Origin of the sequence: Endozoicomonas acroporae, from assembly GCF_002864045.1 — a bacterium.
Lineage (GTDB): Bacteria > Pseudomonadota > Gammaproteobacteria > Pseudomonadales > Endozoicomonadaceae > Endozoicomonas > Endozoicomonas acroporae.
Map to the genome: position 1 here is coordinate 1 of NZ_PJPV01000090.1, position 23,452 is coordinate 23,452.

At 50.9% G+C, this 23,452-nt stretch carries 16 protein-coding genes; 5 read left to right on the top strand and 11 right to left on the bottom strand.

Annotated features, from left to right (window positions below; genetic code table 11):
- The 4 genes from CX664_RS15635 to fadB all read right to left on the bottom strand — a co-directional run.
- The coding region (locus tag CX664_RS15635) for a M26 family metallopeptidase (RefSeq protein WP_219622209.1) at positions 1-990 on the bottom strand (990 nt) is incomplete at its 3' end.
- A gap of 196 nt (positions 991-1,186) precedes the next feature.
- A complete protein-coding gene (locus CX664_RS15640; protein ID WP_146000047.1) occupies positions 1,187-4,087 on the bottom strand; it encodes a hypothetical protein in 2,901 nt (966 codons plus the stop codon).
- A 423-nt stretch (positions 4,088-4,510) separates the two neighbouring features.
- Complete coding sequence (gene fadA, locus CX664_RS15645; protein ID WP_101747647.1) at positions 4,511-5,683, bottom strand: acetyl-CoA C-acyltransferase FadA; 1,173 nt, start codon at positions 5,681-5,683, stop codon at positions 4,511-4,513.
- 71 nt (positions 5,684-5,754) lie between these two features.
- The gene (gene fadB / locus CX664_RS15650) at positions 5,755-7,902 is read right to left on the bottom strand and encodes a fatty acid oxidation complex subunit alpha FadB (RefSeq protein WP_101747648.1); all 2,148 of its coding nucleotides are present in this window, start codon (positions 7,900-7,902) and stop codon (positions 5,755-5,757) included.
- A gap of 524 nt (positions 7,903-8,426) precedes the next feature.
- On the opposite strand from fadB, the gene CX664_RS15655 reads away from it, so the two are divergent.
- The gene (locus CX664_RS15655; protein ID WP_101747659.1) at positions 8,427-8,867 is read left to right on the top strand and encodes a universal stress protein; all 441 of its coding nucleotides are present in this window, start codon (positions 8,427-8,429) and stop codon (positions 8,865-8,867) included.
- A 49-nt stretch (positions 8,868-8,916) separates the two neighbouring features.
- On the opposite strand, the gene uup is transcribed toward CX664_RS15655, so the two are convergent.
- From uup to CX664_RS15680, 5 genes are all read right to left on the bottom strand, one after another.
- Positions 8,917-10,818 carry an ATP-binding cassette ATPase Uup gene (gene uup, locus CX664_RS15660; protein WP_101747649.1) on the bottom strand — a complete coding sequence of 634 codons (1,902 nt, stop codon included), beginning with the start codon at positions 10,816-10,818 and terminating at the stop codon, positions 8,917-8,919.
- A gap of 119 nt (positions 10,819-10,937) precedes the next feature.
- Positions 10,938-12,179 (bottom strand): MFS transporter, encoded by a 1,242-nt coding sequence (locus CX664_RS15665; RefSeq protein ID WP_146000048.1) that lies wholly within the window; start codon positions 12,177-12,179, stop codon positions 10,938-10,940.
- Between the two features lie 274 nt (positions 12,180-12,453).
- The gene (sixA, locus tag CX664_RS15670; protein WP_101747651.1) at positions 12,454-12,897 is read right to left on the bottom strand and encodes a phosphohistidine phosphatase SixA; all 444 of its coding nucleotides are present in this window, start codon (positions 12,895-12,897) and stop codon (positions 12,454-12,456) included.
- A 3-nt stretch (positions 12,898-12,900) separates the two neighbouring features.
- Positions 12,901-13,248: a DUF4389 domain-containing protein gene (locus CX664_RS15675; protein WP_101747652.1), complete on the bottom strand. Its 348-nt coding sequence runs from the start codon at positions 13,246-13,248 to the stop codon at positions 12,901-12,903.
- Positions 13,249-13,290: 42 nt separating this feature from the next.
- Complete coding sequence (locus CX664_RS15680; protein WP_101747653.1) at positions 13,291-14,343, bottom strand: NAD(P)H-dependent glycerol-3-phosphate dehydrogenase; 1,053 nt, start codon at positions 14,341-14,343, stop codon at positions 13,291-13,293.
- A 583-nt stretch (positions 14,344-14,926) separates the two neighbouring features.
- Here CX664_RS15680 and fabA point away from each other — a divergent pair.
- From fabA to CX664_RS15695, 3 genes are all read left to right on the top strand, one after another.
- A complete protein-coding gene (fabA, locus tag CX664_RS15685) occupies positions 14,927-15,481 on the top strand; it encodes a 3-hydroxyacyl-[acyl-carrier-protein] dehydratase FabA (protein ID WP_101747660.1) in 555 nt (184 codons plus the stop codon).
- A 94-nt stretch (positions 15,482-15,575) separates the two neighbouring features.
- Positions 15,576-16,790, top strand: a complete 1,215-nt coding sequence (fabB, locus tag CX664_RS15690) for a beta-ketoacyl-ACP synthase I (protein WP_101747654.1) — start codon at positions 15,576-15,578, stop codon at positions 16,788-16,790.
- A 380-nt stretch (positions 16,791-17,170) separates the two neighbouring features.
- Entirely contained in the window at positions 17,171-18,586 is a 1,416-nt protein-coding gene (locus CX664_RS15695) for an L-serine ammonia-lyase (RefSeq protein ID WP_101747655.1), read from the top strand.
- Between the two features lies 1 nt (position 18,587).
- On the opposite strand, the gene CX664_RS15700 is transcribed toward CX664_RS15695, so the two are convergent.
- Positions 18,588-19,946, bottom strand: coding sequence for a protein kinase domain-containing protein (locus tag CX664_RS15700; RefSeq protein ID WP_101747656.1), 1,359 nt, complete (start codon positions 19,944-19,946; stop codon positions 18,588-18,590).
- A gap of 342 nt (positions 19,947-20,288) precedes the next feature.
- On the opposite strand from CX664_RS15700, the gene CX664_RS15705 reads away from it, so the two are divergent.
- A complete protein-coding gene (locus CX664_RS15705; protein ID WP_101747657.1) occupies positions 20,289-21,026 on the top strand; it encodes a hypothetical protein in 738 nt (245 codons plus the stop codon).
- Positions 21,027-21,130: 104 nt separating this feature from the next.
- Here the strand turns inward: CX664_RS15705 and htpG are convergent, their stop codons facing one another.
- Positions 21,131-23,044: a molecular chaperone HtpG gene (gene htpG, locus CX664_RS15710; RefSeq protein ID WP_101747658.1), complete on the bottom strand. Its 1,914-nt coding sequence runs from the start codon at positions 23,042-23,044 to the stop codon at positions 21,131-21,133.
- Between the last annotated feature and the right edge of the window lie 408 nt (positions 23,045-23,452).

Consider the following 23,452-nt stretch of genomic DNA (forward strand, 5'->3'; position numbering starts at 1 on the left):
AACCGTTCCTTTAACCTCCCCCCCCCCGATGCCAGCGTAATTTTTATCACCATTGGTGAGAATATGAACATCTTTCGCCCAGATATTACTGACTGTGCCAGTCTCATCAACAACACAGGCTGCTAACCCGGTCGTCTTCTGGGAAGTTATATTGGCACCAGTAAAGTGAAGGTTACGGATGCGGCCTTTCAGAGTGTCAACAAAACAGTCAGACAGGTTGCTGATGGTACGGCACTGCCCATCGTACTCCCCGGTAAACGGATCGTTCTTATTACCAATGGACTGGTTTAGCTGGCTACCATCAATATCCGCCGTCTGCCGGTAAGTGCCATTCAGTGGATAGTCCGGATCAAGGCCAATCTTGCCCAGGGTTGTGGCATTCGTCACCTCAATCCACCCTTCGGTTTTACTGCCGGGAGGGGATGCAGCCGCCGCAGCGCTCAGGCCAGACAGGGCACCCAGTGCCACGGCGGCTTTCGGTAGCTGGCCAACGCCAACGGAGGCGGTGGCCGGTGGGCTGGTGCGTTGTGGTGTTTGCTGTGGTTTCTTTTTTTTCCTGCCTTTGTCGTTTGTTGGCGAGCCATCCACCGGGCTGTCTGCCTGGCTCTGCCCTGGTGGCGAACCTGTAGTCGTGCCGAAAAGATCCCTGAGCCGGGCCGCTGAGGAAAGAGTGACAAAGCCCTCCAGCATCGTGCTGATCTCCGCTGGCAGCACCGTATAAGGCGACACCAGTCGGGCAGCCAGTTCAACACCCTGGAAAAAGCTACTGTCCTGCCCATCGGGGCTGCCAAAAGTGAAGGCCGGACCTTTATCCGGTTGCGCCCCGGGGGGTACATAATCAGGATGCCAGGACTGCAAAAACGGGATCACACCGTCCCAAAAAGCGACCTTCACCCCTGCCCATACGCCCCATTTCTCCCCTGGCTGAACCGGTATGGAGCCCGATGCAGTGGCTGCGCCTGTTGACTGAGCGGTAGGTTGGGATATCACAGTTATTCCCTCAAAAAATAAGGGCAAGGGTAGACAAGGCTCAGGCGATGAAAGGAACCGTTTGAATTATTGGTAACGGGCAATGGGCAAGAAATCTTATAAAACAGGAAAAAGCCGGGGGGATCAGGTCCCGAACTGCGTCATGAGTCAGTCGCCAGCTGCCTTGCTAAAGTGTTTCAATATAATTCTGGCTGCATTAATAATCAGGCGCTCTGGCGGTTCTCATTCTGCGGGGATTGTAAATGCCAATCTCTTCATATATGTGTTCATGCTGGTGCCCCCCCTTATCCCCGGGTTCCTCAAGTAACATCATCGGTTGATCAACCAACTCCTGTGCCTGACCCGCTTTATTGACTGCTCCCAGCTCCTGCCAGTGACCGGCAGCGTCGGGGGATGATCTGCGACAACAATGACGATAGATGTACCCCCCCACCACACCTGCCAACACAAAAGACGCGGCAGCCGCAATACCGGCTATTGCGCCGGTACTCAGGGTAGTCGCCAGCGGTGCCGCACTGGCGGGCAGTGTCATGGTGGCCCCCGGGAGGCTTATGGTGGTGTTCGATGCCGGCGGCACCTTTGCTGGCGTGGTCGGTACTACAATAGTGGTGTTCGATGCCGTCGCCTCCGCTGCTGGCGTGGTCGGTACTACTGTTGGTGACGTTGGGCGGGAAGTTGGAGTGTTTGTAGAAGTTTTGGTTGGAATGGTTGTCGGTTCAGGAGGACAAGGTTTCTCAAAGGCATCGTAGACAGTGTCACTTGATAATGCCGAAGAATAACAGTGTGTGGGCTGGCAATCCGACTTCACCAGGCGGGGGTACAGGTCGGGGTCAATATCTTCACAGAAATGACCCAGCAACCTATCGCAATCCTTGGCTGTTATGTTATCGCGGTTAACGCGGACATTACAGAAAGTGGGGCTAGGCCCTGCCCCAAAATTATTCTGAAATTTGGCCTGGCTACTTTTGACGTCGCTTTTTACCGCCGTAGTCTTGACAACTTTGCCAATCCCATTACCGATACCGATACCGGCAAAACCAGAAGCACCGGAGTTTTTAACCGTGCTGTTGAATGACTTGGTGTTATCAACGCTTCCATGGTTTTCATGAGTAGTAAAAAACCCCGCCCCGATACCGCTATAAGCAGAATCACCGGAGGTTTCCACTGTGCAGTTGATTGCTATGGTGTTGGCAGCCCCTCCCATCCCCGCCCCAACACCGGCTGTTGTACCGCTGGGACCGAAGTCTTTCACCTCACAGTTCATTGCTGTGGTGTCGGTAGCGTATCCTTTACCCACCCCAATGCCGATCTTACCCTTGAAACCGTGGTTTTCCACCTCGCAATTTATTGCCAGAGTCTTGGTAGCTATATTATATCCCGCCCCGATACCGGCATCAGTCTCATTACCGAAGGCTTTTATACTGCAGTTCATTGCTTTGGTGTCGTTAGCATTACCAGACCCCGCCCCGATACCGGCATTAGCCTTCTTACCGAAGGTTTCTATCTCACAGTTAATTGCTCTGGTTTCGGTAGCGGTACCAGACCCCACCCCGATACTGGCATTACCGAAAGAACCGTAGTTTGTCACATTGCAGTTGACTGCTTCGGTCTTAACGACTCCTTTCCTATCATCAACACGCCCCGCCCCGATACCGGCATTACCTCTGGAAGTTTTCACCTTGCAGTTCGTTGCTTTGGTCTCTAAAACCTTGCCCTTACAAACACGCCCAACCCCGATACCGATACCGGCATTTCCGAAAGAACCGGAGTTTGTCACATTGCAGCCCTTTGCTATGGTGCTGCGAACCCTGCCCTTATCAACACGCCCCGCCCCGATACCGGCATTACCTCCGGACGTTTCCACCTTGCAGTTCGTTGCTTTGGTGTCGAAAACGCTGCCATTATTAACACGCCCCACCCCGATACCGGCATCACTGGAGGTAGTATTCACCTTGCAGTTTTTTGCATTCGTGTGTTCAACCTTTCCACCATTATGCACATATCCCGCGCCAATACCGGCATACGCAAATGAACCGGAAGTTGTCACGCTGCAGTTTTCTGCGTTTATTTCCTCAACAATTCCTCCATTAACATTGCCCACGGCAACACCTGCGCTTTCCCTATCACCTTTGGTAACAAGGACAGAATCTTTAACGGTAATTTTCCTGATCACGGCTTTGCCTGACATGTTACAAGCGGCTACCCCGATTGAAACTGTCTTCTTACCTTCTTCCTCTATCCTTGCATCTTTAAAGTGCAGGCGACGAACTTTACCCTCCAGATTTTTCATCAGACATCGGCGAAGACCACGAATGGTCTTACCCTTACCATCGTACTTACCGGTAAATGGTCGTTTTCTACTGCCGATGGAGCGGAACGAGCGGGTAACATTAATATCCGCAGTCTGCTGGTAAGTACCATTCATTGGGTAGCCCGGATCACCAATCTTGCCCAGAATTGTGGCATTCGGCACCAAAATCGGTTCTTCTGTATTACTGCTGGACGAGGATGCAGCCGCCGCAGCGGTCAGGCTGGACAGGGCACCCAGTGCCACAGCGGTTTTCGGTAGCTGGCCAGTGCCGATGGAGGCCGTGGCTGGTGGGCTGGTTCGTTGTGGTGTTTGCTGCGGTTTCTTTTTTTTCCTGCCTTTGTCGTTTGTTGGGGAGCCGTCCTCTGAAATATCTGCCCGACTTTCCGTTGGAGGAGAACCTTCAGTCGCTCCGAAAGCACCCAAAAGATCCCTGAAACGGGTGGCTGCGGAAAAGGTGACAATGCCCTCCAGCATCGTGCGGATTTCCGCTGGCAGCACGGTATAAGGCGACACCAGCCGGGCCGCCAGCTCAACCCCCTGGAAAAAGCTGCTGTCCTGCCCATCGGGGCTGCCAAAAGTGAAGGCCGGACCTTCATCCGGTTGTGCCGACGGCTGCGTCCCGGGAGGGATATAACCGGGATGCAACGACCGCAAAAACAGGATCGGAATGTCCCAGGTGGCGACCTTCACCCCTGCCAAGAGCCCCCAGTTTTCCGTTGGCTGAACGGGAACGGAGCCAGAAGCCATGGGTGCGCCTGTGGACTGAACAGCAGGTTGGGATATCATAGTGATTACCTCGCAAAATGAGGCAAGGATAGACAAGACTCAGGCGGTGAAAGGAACCGTTTGAATTATGCGCAACGGGTAATGCACAAGAATCTTATAAAACAGGAAAAATGGGGTTCTACCTTGGCAAAAAGGTTCGGTATGCATTCCCGGGGGGGGAGAGTTTGTTGCAAAAGTTATAAAAGCCTTGAACCACAAAGACACGAAGGCACAAAGGAAGCCTTTTTGATTTGCTGAGCGTAACTCAGGCAAGCCCAGAAAAACCTTTGTGTCTTTGTGCCTTTGTGGTGTCCTTCTTTTTAAGTCCTTTCGTAACACCCTCGGGAGCGTGGAAGTCCAGACCGCTGACCAAAAAAGCCCGGACAAAACCGGGCTTATGTATGGTGGTAGAAAGTGATTAAAACAGACGCCTGAAAACGTCGTTCAAACCCTTTCAAAAATGGTAGTGATACCCTGACCAAGACCAACACACATGGTTGCCAACCCGAGGGTGCCGCCATTCTGTTTCATCACATTCAGCAGCGTTCCGGAAATTCGGGCACCGGAGCAGCCAAAGGGATGACCCAGAGCAATGGCACCACCATTGAGGTTAACCTTTTCCTCCATCTTATCCAGCACTTTAAGGTCTTTCAGCACGGGCAGTGCCTGGGCAGCAAACGCCTCATTCAGCTCGATATGATCGATATCATCAATGGTCAGGCCGATACGCTTGAGGGCTTTCTTACTGCTGGGAACCGGTCCATAACCCATAATGGAAGGGTCAACTCCGGCAACCGCCATGGCCCTGACCACCGCCATGGGCTGCAAACCGAGATCTTTAGCCCGCTGGGCAGACATCACGATCATACAGGAAGCGCCATCGGTAATCTGGGAAGACGTTCCTGCGGTCACGGTGCCCTTGGGGTTAAATGCAGGCTTAAGCTGTGACAGTGCTTCTACCGTTGTTTCCGGGCGGATGGTTTCATCCCGGGTGAAAAGAGCGAGGTTTCCGTCGGCATCGTGCCCCTGCATGGGGATAATTTCATCTTTGAAATGACCCGCTTCGGTGGCAGCCCAGGCCCGCTGATGTGAACGGGCACCAAATTCATCCTGCGCCTGGCGACTGATGCCGTGCATAGTGCTCAGCATTTCCGCGGTCAGCCCCATCATACCGGCGGCCTTGGCACCGTATTTGGACAGTCTTGGATTCGGATCAACACCGTGCATCATACCCACATGCCCCATGTGCTCTACCCCACCGACCACAAAGACATCACCGTTATTGGTCTGAATGGCCTGAACGGCTGTTTGCAAGGCACTCATGGAAGATCCGCACAGACGGCTGACCGTCTGGGCACTGGAGGTATTGGGAATGGGTGTCAGCAGCGACGCCATTCGGGCAATGTTCCAACCCTGCTCCAGGGTCTGGTTGACACAACCCCAGATAACATCTTCCACCTCCGCCGGATTCACTTCAGGATTGCGGTTAAGTACGCCGGTAATCAACTCGGCAGACAGGTTGTCAGCACGCACATTACGATACATGCCACCCTTGGAGCGCCCCATCGGGGTGCGCCCGTAGTCAACAATTACAGCATCTCTTGGATTCAGGCTCATGGTATTCTCTCTTTTATATTCCCTGAAAATGGTTCAATAACTAAAGACTCACGTGTTTTTTCAAAGAGCCATCAACCGTAGAAGGTCTTGCCTTCACGAGCCATTTCCCGGAGTTTATCAGTAGGCGCATACAGTGGGCTGATATGAGCGTACTTGTCCGCAAGCTCAACAAACTCCGCCACGCCCAGACTGTCAATATACTTCAGCGCACCACCACGGAAGAGAGGGAAGCCAATCCCCATAATCAGGGCCATATCCGCTTCAGCGACGGAATCAACAATACCATCTTCAAGCGTACGCACGGTTTCCATACACAGTGGTATCATCATGCGGGCGATGATTTCCTCATCATCAAAGGATTTACGCTCAGCGCAAACCTCACTCAGCAAGTCATAAACCGCCTCATCAACCACCTTCTTCGGCTTGCCTTTTTTATCCTGCTCGTACTGATAGAAACCGGCACCGTTTTTCTGACCAAAGCGCTGGTTTGCAAACATCACATCAATGGCGGTTTTAAAGTCACGCTTCATGCGATCCGGATAACCTTCGGACATCACACCTTCTGCATGGATACCCGTATCAATACCCACCACATCCATAAGATAGGCAGGTCCCATTGGCCAGCCAAAGCGCTCCATGACCTTATCCACCTGCTGGAAATCAGCACCATCACGAACCAGGGCGGAGAAACCACCAAAGTAAGGGAACAGGACACGGTTCACCATAAACCCGGGGCAGTCATTAACCACCACCGGCGTTTTACCCATCTTGCGGGCGTACTCAACCACGGTTGCTACGGTGGCATCACTGGTCTTCTCACCACGGATAACCTCAACCAGTGGCATCGCATGAACAGGGTTAAAGAAGTGCATGCCACAGAACTGTTCCGGACGCTTCAGGTCCCTGGCCAGTTCATTGATGGAAATAGTGGAGGTGTTGGACGTCAGGACAGCGTTCTCTGACACCTGGTTTTCTACGTCGGCCAGAACGGCTTTCTTGACCTTGGGATTTTCCACAACGGCTTCAACAACAACATCGACGCCCTCAAAATCACCATAGGACAGCGTAGGTACAATCTTATTCAGTACACTGCCCATTTTGTCGGCATCCATCCGCCCCCGGGAAACCCGCTTGGAGAGGAGTTTGGTAGCTTCGGAAAGACCCAGGTCCAGACCTTCCTGATTGATATCTTTCATCAAGATGGGCGTACCTTTCAGGGCAGACTGATAAGCGATACCACCACCCATAATGCCCGCACCCAACACCGCCGCCTTGTTGGTTTCAGCGGCAATACTGGCAGACTCTTTGGCTTTTTTCTTTAGGAACTGATCGTTCAGGAACAGGCCAACCAGGGCATTACACACTGAAGACTTGGCCAGTTTAAGAAACCCTTTGGCTTCTACTTCAAGGGCCTTGTCGCGGTCCATGAAGGCATGTTTCTGGATGGTTTTGACTGCCGCTATCGGTGCCAGCATGTGTGGCCCGGCCTGCTGTTTTACCACGGCAGATGAGGTTTCAAACACCATCATCGATTCAATCGGCGGCAGTTTCAGCTTGCCTTTTTTCTCTTGCTTTCTGGCCTGATAATCCAGTTCACCATCCAGGCAGCGACGCACCAGGGCTACTGCAGAATCTTTCAGTTTCTCAGGCGCAACCACGGCATCAACGGCTCCTGCTTTCAGCGCGGCATCGGGGCGATACTCTTTGCCACTGGCAATCCACTCAACGGCATTATCCGCACCAATCAACCTTGGCAACCTGACGGTACCACCCCAGCCCGGATAGATACCCAGCTTGACTTCCGGCAAGCCAACCTTAGCCGCTGTGGAAAGCACCCGGTAATCGGCACACAGGCAGATCTCAAAACCGCCTCCCAGGGCAATGCCATTCACGGCAGCGACTGTTGGTATATCAAGATCTTCAAAACCGGAGAAGACCTTATTGACCGCCATCACTCCGGCCAATAACGTTTCATCATCCTGCTTGAAGGTCTGGGTGAATTCATTGATATCAGCACCAACGATAAATACATCTTTACCACTGGTGAGAATAAGGCCTTTGACCGTTTCATCAGCACGGATGGCCTCCAGCGCAGCATCCAGATCCTCAATAGCGGAGTGACTGAACTTATTGACACTTTCGCCTTCGAGATTGAACTGCAGTTCGGCGATACCATCTTCCACAGGCAAAACCCTGAATGCCTTCCCCTGGTAGATCATGAACTTCTCCTTTCGGATTGAAGATAGACAGGCTAACCATACTGTGGCGACCAACCTTTCATTAACAGGGCTGATGCGAGTGTTACATGAACTATGGCAGCTATCTGATTATTATTGCTTTACTTCCTGACTTGACCCTGGTCTTTACCAAGTGCATCCCAGTAAATTCATACGACTGTTTGAATTTAGTGCCTACCTTCTGTGAATTAGTATTTAAAGTCAAGCCTGAAACACCATGAAGATGCCACCTTTGTCAAACAGTTACACAAGATGACTCATCCAGAAAATAGCCACTTCCGGATCATGGCTGATGGAAAATTACCGGACAGACAGCTAATAAAACGATGAATAAAACCAGGATAGGCCTTACAATGGAAATGCCATGACTTTAGAAGCATTCATGCCCTCCATGAACTCCTCAATCCATCTTATTGATGATCCTGAGGAATCGCGACAGCGGTCTGGCCATCCAGATGTTACAGGGCGGATCACTTTTTGCATCTATTCAAGAAGGAAGACAGCTTATGAGCCTCTACAAACATATTCTGGTTGCGATCGATTTGTCCGACGAAGCCGATGAGGTGCTCGATAAAGCCAAATCCATTGCCGAAAAACACCAGGCAAGACTGACCATGGTTCATGTTGTCGAGCCACTCAGCGTTGCCTATGGCAGCGATATCCCTCTCGACCTCACCACCTTGCAGGATGAAATCACCGAACAGGCAAGAGAACGCATCGCCCGCCTGGCCGATTCCATCCAGCTGAAGAAAGGTGAACAGCATGTGGTCTATGGCCGACCCGAGCGTGAGGTGCACCGGATTGCCGAAGAGTCAGACGTTGACCTGATTGTGGTTGGCAGCCACGGCCGTCATGGACTGGCATTGATTTTAGGTTCTACATCAACCAGCATCCTGCATGGTGCCGGTTGCGATGTACTGGCAGTGAGAGTCGGTAAAAACAGTTAATCCTGTTATAAAAAAAAGAGCCACATTCGACATCTGTGGCTCTTACGACCTACATATTATCCAACTCTTCCCACCGTTCCATTTTCTGTTCTATCAGCTCATTAAGTTCAGCCAGTCTGTTAAGCACAGTCTGGACTTCAGACTGATCTCCCTGATAAAAACTCGACTCAGCGGTTTGAGCTTCCAGCTGACCCAGCTCTTCTTCAAGTGCCTCAATCTCCTCCGGCAAAGCGTCAAGCTCGCGCTGCAGTTTGTAGCTGAGTTTCTTTTTCACCGGCTTGCTGGCGGCTTCAGGCTGACTGGGTGGCGCTTTTGCCTTTTCCTCTTTTTTCACCACCTGCGGTTCCGCTACCAGGCTGGAGATCGAACCGCCCTGGTGCAACCAGTCAGCAAATCCACCCACATACTCACTGATATGACCACCTGGTTCAAACACCAGAGTACTCGATACCACATTATCCAGGAATGTCCGGTCGTGACTGACCAGCAGAATGGTGCCAGTGAAATCCACCAGCAAGGATTCCAGAAGCTCCAGTGTCTCAACATCCAGGTCGTTGGTGGGCTCGTCCATTACCAGCAAATTGGCGGGTTTACTGAACAAACGCGCGAGCAATAATCGGTTTCTTTCCCCACCGGAAAGCGCCTTGACCGGCACACGACAACGACCGGGTGGAAACAGGAAGTCTCCCAGGTAGCCAATCACATGCCGGCTTGAGCCATTGATGGTGATACTCTCACGCCCTTCAGCCACGTTATCAATCACGGTTTTTTCAAGGTCCAGCTGATTGCGCAGCTGGTCAAAATAAGCCACCTCAAGCCTGGTCCCCATTTTGACAGATCCCGCTTCCGGCTTGAGATTGCCCAGCAGGATACTGAGCAGCGTTGACTTCCCTGCCCCGTTGGCACCAATCAAGCCAATCTTGTCACCGCGCATCAACCGGAGATTGAAATCGTTTATGACGGTATGCTGATCAAACGACTGGGCAATATGCTTGGCCTCCAGCACCAGCTTACCTGACGCTTCGCCCTGCTCCAGTCCAAAGCTGGCGTTGCCCTGCACCTCACGGCGCTGACGACGCTCCTCCCGGAGCTTTTTCAGGTCCCGAACCCGCCCTTCGTTACGGGTACGGCGAGCTTTAATCCCCTGACGAATCCACACCTCTTCCTGCGCCAGTTTTTTATCGAACAGGGCATTTTGCTCAGCCTCTACTTCAAGGGCATGAGCCTTGCGCTCCAGAAAGGTTTTATAGTCGCACTCCCAGCTGGTCAGCTGCCCGCGATCCAGCTCAATAATGCGGGTCGCCAGCGACTGGAGAAATGATCGATCGTGGGTAATAAACAGCAAGGCTCCGGAGAAATCTTTCAGCTGTTTCTCAAGCCAGTCAATGGCAATAATATCAAGATGGTTGGTAGGCTCATCCAGCAACAGCAGATCAGGGTCGCCCACCAGCGCCCTGGCCAGCTCCACCCGCCGACGCCAGCCACCGGACAGTTCTTTCATCTGTTTTTCCGCCGGAAGACCCAGCTTTTGAATAACCGTATCCACCTTCTGGCTGAGGCTCCAGCCATCCACGGACTCCAGCTGCTGCTGGACTTTCTCCAGTGCTTTCATATCAGCGTCAGTGCTGATATTCATGGATAAGGCATGGTAACGACTGATCAGTTCACCGACCGCCTCAAGGCCTGAGGCAACCACATCATAAACTTTCTTTTCATCCTGGTCAGGAAGGTCCTGATTCAAAACCCCTACCTTCAGACCAGGCTTACGCCAGAGGGTGCCATCATCAGGCAGGATTGTGCCGGACACCAGCTTCATCAGGGTAGATTTGCCTGCGCCATTGCGGCCCAATAAGCAGACTCTCTCACCTTTTCGAATCTGAAACTCGGTATGATCCAGCAGGGGTTGGTCACCATAAGCCAGGCTGACCTTTTCGAATCTAAGTAACGGCATTATCCATCCAGGAGGTGAAGTCCTTTGCCAGCTATCCGCACCTGCAAAGGTTTAACAACCGAAAGTGTTGAAAAAAACAAATTAGAATAACGCCAACCACCGGCAATGGGTAGCATGTATCACTGTTTTTTCAGGCAAATCGCGACAATCAAAGCCATCAGCTGACAAAGCAATAAAGGCACAAAAGCCAGCTGGTAGTCCTCAATGGACAAGGCACCCAGGCCATCATGCCCGAGCCCCTCCAGGATAAACCCGATAATCAGCTGCATAACCGGACCTGCCAGCAACATGGAACCATTGGTAATCGCCAGCAGGACGCCAATCCGTTCCGGTGGACTGATGCTTTTCACCACAGAGAATGCCAGCATATAGCCAACACTGCTGATCCCTGCCATAAAGCAGATCATGGCCATAAGCATCATGGAACATGGGCAGAAGATCAGCAAACTGAACAACACAGGAGAAGCGATAGCGCAAACCACCATCACCTTGCGCATGGATCCAACCAGGCAGGCCAGCCAGCCCAGCAGAGGAGCACCAATAGCGGCACCGACAAAAATCAACGCAACCATATCAGCCACCGCTTCCTGCTCACCGGGAAAACGTTCATAGAAGAAAGGAATCCCCCACAAACCAGCAAAACTGGTGATGACGGCAAACAGGCCAAAACCATACAAACAGCACAGGATTAAAGAAGCCCGATCAAATGGCGTCTTTGCGCTGGGGTCAGCCTCAGAACCACCCCCACACGTCACATCATGCAACCTGGCATCACTGACAGAGACCGGCGGCGTGCTTTGCACAAACACGGCAATCAGGGCAGCAAGTACAGCTCCAAAAATGGCGGCGGCCTGCATGGCACCCTGCCACCCATAAGCGTCCATAAGATTCGGCAGTATCAGTGGGCCAAGTCCGCCACCGGCCAGACCAAACGCTTCAATAGCCCCCGCAAGGGTTGGAAAATAACGCTCCGGAAACCAGCGACTGGCCAGATTCATGCACACCACAATCACCGGGGAGGTCATCACGCCCATAAACGCCCGGGATGCGCTGGCTGACAACAGGGTTTCAGAAACACTGAACCAGTAACAGCCAATCGCCATAAATACACAGCAAACCACCAGCAATAGCCGGGCATTACAATGATCTGCCAGGTAGCCTCCCGGAACCTGAAACAGCAGATAAAAGCAGAGGAAACTGCTGGTTAACCAGCCGATATCTGCCACATCAAGATCGAAAGCCGACATCAACTGAGGCACCATCACCGATGGTGCCCCCTGAAGCATAAATTGATACGAACAGAACAATGCTGCTATTGAGCAGATAATAATGCCTCTGAGGCTTATAGAACTTGTCGCCACCGTACTTACTCCCTAACTATCCCTAATACCCTTTCCCTATATAAAATGTCTTCAACATGGGGTCAGAGCAGGGTTAGATTAGATGACAATTAATAAGTTCATTAAAAAATCACCAGAGTAGACAGAAATTTGAATCTATTAACCATAAATGGCGTTAAGAGGCAGACTTAAAGCCCGAAAACAGGGGAAAAATAATATTTTCCAGAACCAGAGAAAATGCTCTGGAATTCTGAAAGTAAACGGCTGTTCTTATACGAACCTGAAGCTCCTCCTGCTAGGGGATAATACGCTCAATGACCCGACCCATTCCGGGAGCAAGAATATCCGCCTCCAGAACCAGAGCCATCCCGGTTTGGAAGGAAGGGCCAACCTTAGGGGTTCCGTCGCATAGTAAACCGGCCAGATAACTGACTATGGGCATATGACTGGCCAATAGTACTACACCGGAATCCGGGAGAGCGTCGAGTACTTGTGCCGGGTTACCATCAGGCTCCAGCTCGTCCAGCGTTGCAACCCTGAGCCCAAACGCCTCTGCCGCGATATGAGCCGTTTGCTGAGCCCGAAGATACGGGCTGGCAAACACACAACCTACCCGCTGAGCAGCCAATAAAGCAACGGTGTCCCTGACCTCACGGACCCCCTGCTCAGTGAGCTCCCTTTCCTTATCCGAAGGGGCAGACCATGATGCCTGACCGTGGCGCATAATGATAAGTTTCATGATTTAATCATTATCCGATCCGTTCAGTTCTTTCTCACCATTGCCTGACGCTCTGTCTCCACCAGGGGCAGGCCAGTCTGAGAATGGATAGGGTTTAGTATCAGAGTTGTAGGTCAGGAACCCGGCAATCTGGTAAATGTACTGATTCACACCGGCACTGAATTTTAACAGACGGTTATTGGGTTCGCTCATAATAAACCCGTGAACCGCCTGAACAATAGCCATCAGCATCACCAGAAAAGCAGCAAGATAAGCCACGACGCCGAAAACCAACATAAAGACCAGCCTCAACCAACGAGACTCTGATTTAAGGTTATTAACCACTTTCTCATCCATCACGCTTCTCTCCATAGTCTGTTAAGCCCATATTCTCTAAAAAAAAGTATTATTCAGCTACTGTGTGGACATAAACTCCACATCGGTTTTCTGCTCCCGGAGCATCATTCCCTTAACCAGCGCACCGATGGCATTGCCCTCAAAAATAATGCTGTACAAACCATCCACCAGGGGCATATAAACTCCCAGCTGATCGGCCTTTTGCTTTACCTGCTTCAGGGTGTTCACCCCTTCTGCCACCTGTCCCAGTTTCGCCTCAGCTTCATCAAGCGAACAGCCTTGTCCCAGGGCATACCCAACCCGGAAATTTCGACTCAGGTCAGACGTGCAGGTAGCCACAAGATCACCCACCCCGGCCAATCCCAAAAATGTCATCGGATTAGCGCCGAGCGTTACCGCAAAGCGACTCATCTCCGCAAGGCTCCGGGTAATCAGCATACTTTGGGTATTCTCACCCATGCCCAGTGCCGCTCCCATGCCAGAGACTATGGCATAAATATTCTTTAAAGCACCTGCCAATTCGACACCATAAACATCTGTGTTGGAGTAAACCCTGAAGTAATCACAGTGCAAGACCGACTGTATAATCTGGCAAAGGTCTTCATCGTCACTGGCAATCACCGTGGCTGTCAGAGCCTTGGCAATGATTTCACCGGCCAGATTGGGTCCGCTCAGAACACCGATACGAGGGTTTTCCAGCTCTTCCATCAGAATCTGACTCATCAGATCGAAGGTAACGGGTTCGATACCTTTCGTGGTACTGATTACTATCTTGCCACACAGCAGTCCATTGGTTTTTTTGACCACCTCCCGGAAAGATTTGCTGGGAATAGCAATAAAAACGATATCAGCATCAGCGACCACCGCCGACAGATTCGTGCTTGCGCTAACGGAGGGATGAATCCTGAACTCGGGAAGATACCTGGCATTCACATGGTCATCATTAATACTCCTGACCTGCTCTGCATCTCTCATCCAGAGCTTCACCCTGTGGCCATTGGTGGCGGAGATATCAGCCAGAGCCGTACCAAAACTGCCGCCACCAAGAACAGCGATTGTATATTCCCCGGTACCGCCATTTTCTGCGGTGCCATGTGCCCTGTCTGTCATATAGTTAATCCCGTTTTACCCGAAAAAACTGCATCAAAATCTCTTGAGGTTTTGGTAAAAGCTTTATTTAATCACACTAGTGCACAGAAGATAGCTATCAGAAACTGAATTTTTTTCGATTCCAGGTAAGCTTCCTCAATATTGTACGATTGTACAATGCTAGAAAACCATTTCTGACTGTATTACCTTTACTTCCCGTGTAGCAATGTAAGCCAAACGCCTTCACAGACTCTTTGGCCTTTGCCGGTACTTTGCCAAATTATGCCAGTGATGCAAAAGGCCTGACGCTGATCAGTTCTCTGGTAATAAAATGCTATGACACTTATCATTGGCCACTGTTTCAGTGGCTCAGTGTTGTCTTTTTGTTACAAAGAGCCCAACAGCACTATGACAGATAAAAAGCAATGGTATAGTTCATCACCGGAACGATAGTAATGCATTTTGCAAGACTGTCAGGAATAAGCGGGGTCATCGGCCCCTGATGTGAATGCCTTATCGGCAGGGAAGTCCCAATCAGACTCCCGGGTGTCATCACTGGCCTGATACCATGCAGGTGCTGGACCTTCCAGGAACCAATAAACGAATGAAGCAACCATCGAAATCTGGCCTCAGACACGAAGCCGTTAGCCAGCAAGAAGCTTTCAGCAAAGAAGATTTGTTACGCTGTTCACAGGGCGAGCTTTTTGGTGCTGGTAATGCTCAGCTACCAGCCCCTGATATGTTGATGCTTGACCGCATCGTTCGCATTTCTGAACAGGGCGGAGCCTATGGCAAAGGCGAGATCATCGCAGAACTGGATATCAATCCGGACCTCTGGTTCTTCTCCTGCCACTTCCCGGGAGACCCTGTTATGCCCGGCTGTCTCGGACTTGACGCCATGTGGCAGCTGGTTGGTTTCTACCTGGGCTGGATGGGCAACCCCGGCCGGGGACGTGCCCTTGGCAGTGGTGAGGTAAAATTTACCGGCCAGATTCTGCCCACCAGCAAAAAAGTAACATACCGTATTGATATTAAACGTATCATCGCACGCAAACTGGTTCTGGGCATTGCTGATGGATCAGTCAGTGTTGATGGCCGGGAAATTTACACCGCGGAAGGACTGCGGGTAGGTCTTTTCCAGAACACTGACGCTTTCTGATTCCCCTGCTCCCTCTTGCCCACTGGACGGGAGGGAGTGCCGGGATCTGACTCTGGTTTTTTCTGACTTAAACAGGCTATTCAGGTTGACATCAATGAAACGTGTTGTAGTTACAGGGATTGGCATCACATCCTGCCTGGGTATCACCCAGGATGAGGTAGCCGAGAGCCTTAAACTTGGGCGCTCCGGTATTCGCTTCAATGAAAGCTATAAGGAGCATGGTTTCCGCAGCCAGGTGTCCGGCACAGTAGACATCGATTTCGAACAATTTATTGACCGCAAAACCCTGCGCTTCATGGGCAACGCCGCTGCCTATGCCTATATTGCCATGAAGCAGGCCATTGACGATGCGGGTTTGACTGAAGATCTGGTTTCCAACCCCCGTACCGGGCTGATTGCGGCTTCTGGCGGAGCCTCGTCAGAAAATATTGTCGACTCTGCAGACATCATGAGAGAAAAAGGGGTCAAGCGCGTCGGCCCCTACCGGGTTACCCGCACCATGGGCAGTACCGTCTCGGCCTGCCTGGCCACCCCGTTTAAAATCAAGGGCGTTAATTACTCAATCACCTCTGCCTGTGCCACCAGCGCGCATTGCATTGGCAATGCCATTGAACAGATCCAGCTGGGCAAGCAGGACATCGTCTTTGCCGGTGGTGGTGAAGAGGAACACTGGACGCAAACCGGCCTGTTCGATGCCATGGGGGCACTGAGCACCAAGTACAATGACACCCCTGAGCAGGCTTCCCGTGCCTATGATGCTGACCGGGATGGCTTCGTTATCGCCGGTGGCGGCGGCATGATTGTGGTGGAAGAGCTGGAGCACGCCAAAGCCCGTGGTGCCAGGATTTATGCAGAAATCACCGGCTATGGTGCCACTTCCGATGGCTATGACATGGTAGCGCCGTCTGGTGAAGGCGCTGCACGCTGTATGCGCATGGCCATGGAAACCATTAACGCCCCTATTGATTACATCAATACTCACGGCACCAGCACCCCGGTCGGTGATGTGGCCGAGTTGAAAGCGCTTACTGAGGTATTTGGCGACCAGATGCCAGTGATCAGCTCCACCAAATCACTGTCCGGCCACTCTCTGGGAGCTGCTGGCGTCCAGGAAGCCATATACTGCCTGCTGATGATGAAGCACAACTTCATCACCGCTTCGGCCAATGTCCAGAACCTGGATGAAGCGGCTAAAAATCTGCCCATCCTGACCGGTGAAGCCCGCGAACAAAAACTGAACCGGATTATGTCCAACAGCTTTGGCTTTGGTGGAACCAACGCATGCCTGGTATTTGAGCGTTACCAGTAATCATTTTTCCTCAGGGCTTCGCAATAGACCCTGAGGATCCGGTTTCTGTCCATGTACAAAGTAGATAAGCCAACCGCTATTCAGTAGATATCAGCCCTGATGATACGTCCGGGCAACTTAATCCTGTCATAACTCTGTCGCTTAAGTGAAATCGCCCCGGAACAGTCACAATTATCATTCGGAAAACCGGGGGAACGGATAGCACTGCCGTAATATCAGTCCCGAACAAATGACGGCACAATAGGACAGGACAAGGACAGGACAAAAACTTTTCAGGTAAAAGTGCCTCAAACAGCCACGGGCTGCACCGCAGCAACCCCCTGACAGGCATCAGAAATCCGTCGTTTTCTTTTTAACCTTTTTCCGAGCCAGTAAACACTATGCTCAGCATTTTTGATATTTTCAAAACGGGCATTGGCCCATCCAGCTCGCACACGGTAGGCCCAATGTGGGCAGGACACCGCTTCCTGAAGGAGCTGGAAGAAAAAGGCATCCTGTCAAGAATCTCATCCATTCGAGTTGGTCTTTATGGCTCGCTGGCGCTGACGGGTGTTGGCCACGGCACCGATAAGGCCACCCTGCTCGGCCTGGCCGGTTATCGTCCGGACACTATTGATCCCGATGAAGCGGATCAGATTTTTGCGCATATCAAAACCAATAAAGTACTTGAGCTGGCCGGTAAACACGCCATTGCCTTTGATTACGATTCGCACCTGATTTTCCATAACGGCGAAACACTGCCTGAGCACCCCAATGGCATGCGAATTTTCGCTTCCGACAACAATGGTGTAGTGATTTATTACAAGTCTTATCTCTCTGTTGGCGGAGGGTTCGTGGTCAGTACCGATGAGTACAATCAGCCAGAAGCGGCCAACCGCACTGAAGATTCCGGTCAGATTCCCTATCCTTTCAGAACGGCCGCCGAGCTTCTTGATCTGTGCCATGAGCACAACCTGACCATTGCGCAGTTGACCATTGACAATGAAGTTGCCCGACATCAGGGTGATGTGGACCTGGTAAACGACAAGATTGATGCCATTTGGACAGTCATGCACGCCTGCATCGACCGGGGCCTGCGTATGGAAGGCACTCTTCCGGTCAGTGGCCTGAAGCGCCGAGCCGCGAATATGCATAAAAATCTGACCAGCAACCCTGAAGCCATGCTGATGGATCACTTTGCCATCATGGACTGGGTAACCCTGTTTGCCATGGCCGTTAACGAAGAAAATGCCTGCGGGGGCCGTGTGGTCACGGCTCCGACCAACGGTGCTGCTGGCGTTATTCCGGCGACGCTGGCCTATTACACCCGCTTTATCTCGCGAAATAATCAGCAGGGAATTCGTGATTTTATTGCCACAGCCGCTGCCATTGGCTCGCTGATCAAGATGAATGCGTCGATTTCCGGAGCCGAAGCGGGCTGTCAGGCTGAAGTAGGCTCTGCATGCTCAATGGCCGCGGCAGCGTTGGCCGCCGTTCAGGGTGCCACCATGGAACAGGTGGAGAATGCCGCTGAAATCGGCATGGAGCATCATCTGGGCATGACCTGCGACCCCATCGCAGGATTAGTGCAGATTCCCTGCATTGAACGCAATGGCATGGCCGCCATCAAGGCCATCACCGCGTCCCGTCTGGCCATGCGTGGCGATGGTGACCATGCGGTGTCGCTGGACAGCTGCATTGAAACCATGTACCGGACAGGGCTGGATCTTCAGGCCAAATACCGGGAAACCTCATTGGGTGGCCTGGCCGTGTATGCCAGGGCACAACCGATCAAAATCGTCAGAATGGTATCCTAGTTCATGCTCTGTTTTTAACCGCGAAAACCTGGGTCTTTTTCGCTTCCTCAGCACTGGAGATACATTTTTCAAACCACTGATAATGCAATGCCTGGGAAGGGAGAACGCGTAATGACGGGTTTGGGTGTAAAAGATCATTGATTAAGCAAACCATCGGCTCAAGGTAGCTTTTTAAGGCCTCAGCCGTTTGGGTCAGTGTATTGAAATCCTGGATATTTGGATGGATTGCAGAAGCTACTCTCAAGCACAGTTGCTCCAGGCTTTTTTTATCATTGGGTATGGCCTTATGGTAAGTGTTATCAGGCTTTACGGTTTCGTATCTCTGCATGGCGTGGGAAAGTGCCAGAGCCCGGGCTTGACGCTCTGAGGGAAAAAAGGTGCATAGTTCGGCATCGTGACAGAAGCTGACGGCTGTTCCGGTTTCCAGCTCTTTCAGAACTCTGTAGAGACTTTGACCATAAGCAAACGCATCGTCTGCTGTTTTTGCCGGGATATGTGCGTTCAGGTCTTTCAGTAATTTGAACGTATCCGGTGCGGCGAAATCCTCACTGCCAAAATGCGAACTTTCTCCGGCTACTGCTGCTTGCCCGAAGTCCAGCTGTTTAACGCTTTGAGTATTCTTGTCAAACATACAGTTAAATGGTTTAACATCAGAGTGAACAATGCCTTTTTTTTCAAGATGCGCCAGGGCAAACAGTTGCTGCTCTTGCAGATGGGCATAGGCATTAAAAAATTCGTCAGGCGTGATAATTCCTGTTTTCAGCTGGTGTATGAGTGTGATGGTCAGCGTTTGCAGATTTTGTCCATCTATGAACTCGAAAAGTAATCCTGACCGGTTATCGACCTCCTCAAAACCGTAGCAATTTACAATGTTTGGATGGTCGCCTACTTTTTTCATTATCTCTGCTTCCCGGTTTAGCGACTCTATAGCCGCTTCGTGATGGGAGTTTGTTATTGGCCTTTTCAGGGCAAACTTTTCAGAGTGTCCATGAACATCGGTTGGTTCGACCAGGTCGACAATCGCAGTGGCACCGTATCCAAGTGTTTTAGTGATTGAAGCCTGTTCACTCAGTATCGAGTGGTCACTGCTTTCCCAGAAAACTGAATCTTCCGAACCCTCAGAGCATGGGGTCAGGAGTACTCCGGTATCATCGATTGATGACCCGGAGCGGCTGATCAAGGAGGTGCTGCGACTTTCATAGCCAAGGTCATTTTCGGTTGTGGGGATGTGTTTTGTGACAGGTGGGGTTTTGGTGGTATTCGTGTGCTGGCGGTCAGCCTGGTCGGTATAGGCTCGATTCCCCTCCTTTTCAGAGTTGATAGTGGGAGGAGTTGAGGCAGAAGGGTTGAGTGGTTTCATTGCCTGTAAAGTTTAGTAGCCCTGATAGAGCAACTTATCGACATGAAAGGCAACGACTTTGCCAAAAAAGCCGGATTCGGTCTGAAACTTCCTGCATATCAATGAATTACAGTTCATCATCATCGCAAATAACCGCTGCTGCTGGAAATTTACCGGATCCGCCCCCAAGGCAGGAAGTGTAACAGCACTGGACTCAGGATTAGCAAGAAGTTAATTAAGATGTTTCCGGGCCAGGATATCTATCGTAAGTCACCTTCTTATCCAAAAGTTTTATTTATAATAATCATTAAAAAGACCAATAATTAAATGAATTAGAAATTGGCGCAATAAAAACAATCAACCATGGAAGAGCTTAAGTACTCGAACGGAGAAGTTGCCATGATAACTGCATCGAAAATCGCCCAGGCTTTACATATTGCGAATAATTCAGAAAATGAAAATACTAATAAACCTGAAACAGGAAGTTTTAAAAATCATTTAATAACTTGTTGTGCAGAAACTATTTATATGCCTGCCAGTTCAGATATTTCTAAACTCGGCAGTGACTCCCGAACGTATAAGAGCATGCCGAATATTGCACTTTCTGTCAAAAAACCAGCAACCCCTCCCGCTGCACCGCCGCCGCCACCAATAATGAAACAACCTGACACATGGGCGCAAATCAAACGCAACATCAGTGCTGAACAAAAGGGAAAGAATAAAAAACACGAAAAATCAAATAAAGAATTTATAGATGAACTGTTTGAGAGACTGAAAGAACGCAGGAAAGAAACAGAAGGAACGGAAAAGGTCCTGGAGTCCAAACCACGAAAGTCAGAATCCCAGCCCGTGGAACCTGTCAGGGTTGCTCCAAAGCAAATTGAAACTGTTCCTGTGGTTCCGGGCATAATTCCTCCACCACCACCGTTGCCTGCTGTTTTATCGGGTAAGAAGGTGATAAAAAGCGACAGGAAACCGGCAATAGCACCAAAACCAGTGGTGATGGGATCTAAATTATCCCCCCCTCAACAATTTCAAATGTCTAAGAATGTGCTCGAAAGTATCAAGTTGAAGAGGACTGGGAGGAATTTGGAATCTTGACAATTCAGGCAGAGATGACCCATCAAAATTGTTAATATGTCATCCGTTTGATAGCAAAAAGGCGAAGTCATCACTTCGCCTTTTTGCTGCTTAACCCGCTATTTTCAGACTGCCATTTCCAGCAACAGCTTGTTAAGACGCTGAACATAAGCCGCCGGATCGTCCAGTTGACCACCCGCCGCCAGGCTGGCCTGGTCAAATACCACCCGGGTCAGGTCGGCAAAGCGATCTTCGTCCACTTCTTTATCCAGTCGGCCAATCAATGGGTGTTCCGGGTTAATCTCAAAGATCGGTTTGGATTCTGGCATGCTCTGGCCGGCAGCTTCCATAATGCGGCGCATCTGCATCCCCATATCGTTCTGCCCAACCACCAGACAGGCTGGAGAGTCCGTCAGACGATGGGTCACCCGAACCGATTCGACATCAGCACCCAGCACATCACTGATGCGCTTGACCAGATCTTCATGCTCTTTAGCCGCCTCTTCCTGGGCCTGCTTCTCTTCTTCAGAGTCCAGCTTACCCAGATCGAGATCACCACGGCCAATATCCACGAACGATTTGCCGTCAAACTCGAACAGATGGGACATAAGCCACTCATCGACGCGGTCAGAAAGCAACAGAACTTCCAACCCTTTCTTGCGGAATACCTCCAGATGTGGGCTGTTAGCCGCCGCTTTGGGCGTCTCTGCGGTAATGTAGTAGATCTTGTCCTGACCCTCTTTCATGCGGGAAACGTAGCCTTCCAGGGATTGATCCTGCTCAAGTCCCTGGCTCTCAGTGGATGAGAAGCGCAGAAGTTTGGCAATCCGCTCACGGTTGGCATAGTCTTCCGCTGGCCCCTCTTTGAGCACCTGGCCAAACTCTTGCCAGAAACTGGCGTATTGTTCAGGCTCTTTCTTAGCCAGTTTCTCCAGCATATCCAGCACTCGTTTGGTCAGCGCGGTTTTCATGCTGTCAACGGCCGGGTCTTTTTGCAGGATTTCCCGGGAAACGTTCAGGGACAGATCGTTGGAGTCCACCACACCCTTGATAAAGCGCAGGTACATGGGCAGGAATTCCTCTGCCTGATCCATGATAAAGACACGCTGAACATAGAGTTTCAACCCTTTCTGCATATCGCGGTTATACAGGTCAAAGGGAGCTTTGGCAGGAATATAAAGCAGGCTGTTGTATTCCAGTTTGCCTTCTACCCGGTTGTGGCTCCACTTGAGCGGGTCGGTATGGTCATGACTGATGTGTTTGTAAAACTCTTTATACTCTTCATCCGTGATGTCGCTGCGGGAACGGGTCCACAGGGCTTTCGCCGTATTCACCGTTTCCCACTCGGGCGCTTTGTCTTTCTCTTCTTTATCTTCTTCCTCTGTCGCTGGCATCTCTTCCTTGCGCATCAGGATTGGCATGGAGATATGGTCGGAGTATTTGCGGATGATATTACGCAGGCGCCAGCCATCAGCATACTCTTCAGCCTCAGTCTTCAGGTGCAGAATAATGGTGGTACCCCGTTTGTCCTTCGTTATTGGCTCAACGGTAAACTCACCGGAACCATCAGACACCCAGCGCACGGCCTCTTCTGTGTCTACCTTGCGGGTTTCAACGGTCACCTTGTCTGCAACAATAAATGCGGAATAGAAACCGACACCAAACTGACCGATCAGCTGAGAATCTTTCTTCTGGTCACCGGTCAATGTTTTCAGGAAGTCCGAAGTACCGGATTTGGCGATGGTACCCAGATGGGTAATCACATCGTCACGGTTCATGCCAATGCCGTTATCGGCGATGGTGACGGTGTTGGCGTCCTTATCGTAATCCACCCTGACGTCAAGATTTGGGTCACTTTCCAGCAACTCACTGTTCTTGAGTGCCAGGTAACGCAGCTTGTCTGCGGCATCGGAAGCGTTGGAGATCAGCTCCCGTAAAAAAATCTCCCGATTGGAATAGAGAGAGTGAATCATCAGGTGCAGAAGCTGTTTCACCTCAGTCTGAAAGCCCAGCGTTTCTTTTTTCGTTTCGACTGCCATTAGAACCTCAATCCAGGTTAATCAACACATTGAGTATTTTGATAGTCAGGAGATATGGGCAGTGGTGGAGATTTCAACCCTCTTTCGGTCTTTGGTTATTAAATTTCATTTTATCATCAGTGGCTGTTTTCATATGGTGGTCAATTGATGCAAAATGCACCCTTGGAGCCTGTCGGGCTTAAGACTGTCCTACGCGGCAACTGCTCCTGCGTTGCCCTAGCTTCTGCATCCATGCAGTCGTGCGGTTGCGATAAATTGGTCTAAAAATTCCTGCTTCTTCGTCAAATAGCCCCGCTATTCTCCTCAGAAGCAGAAATTTTTATCCTCAATTTCTCGCAATCCTCGCTACGGGGTCGCCTAGACGGACGCTTAAGTCCGACAGGCTCCTTGTCGGTTATTTGGTTAACT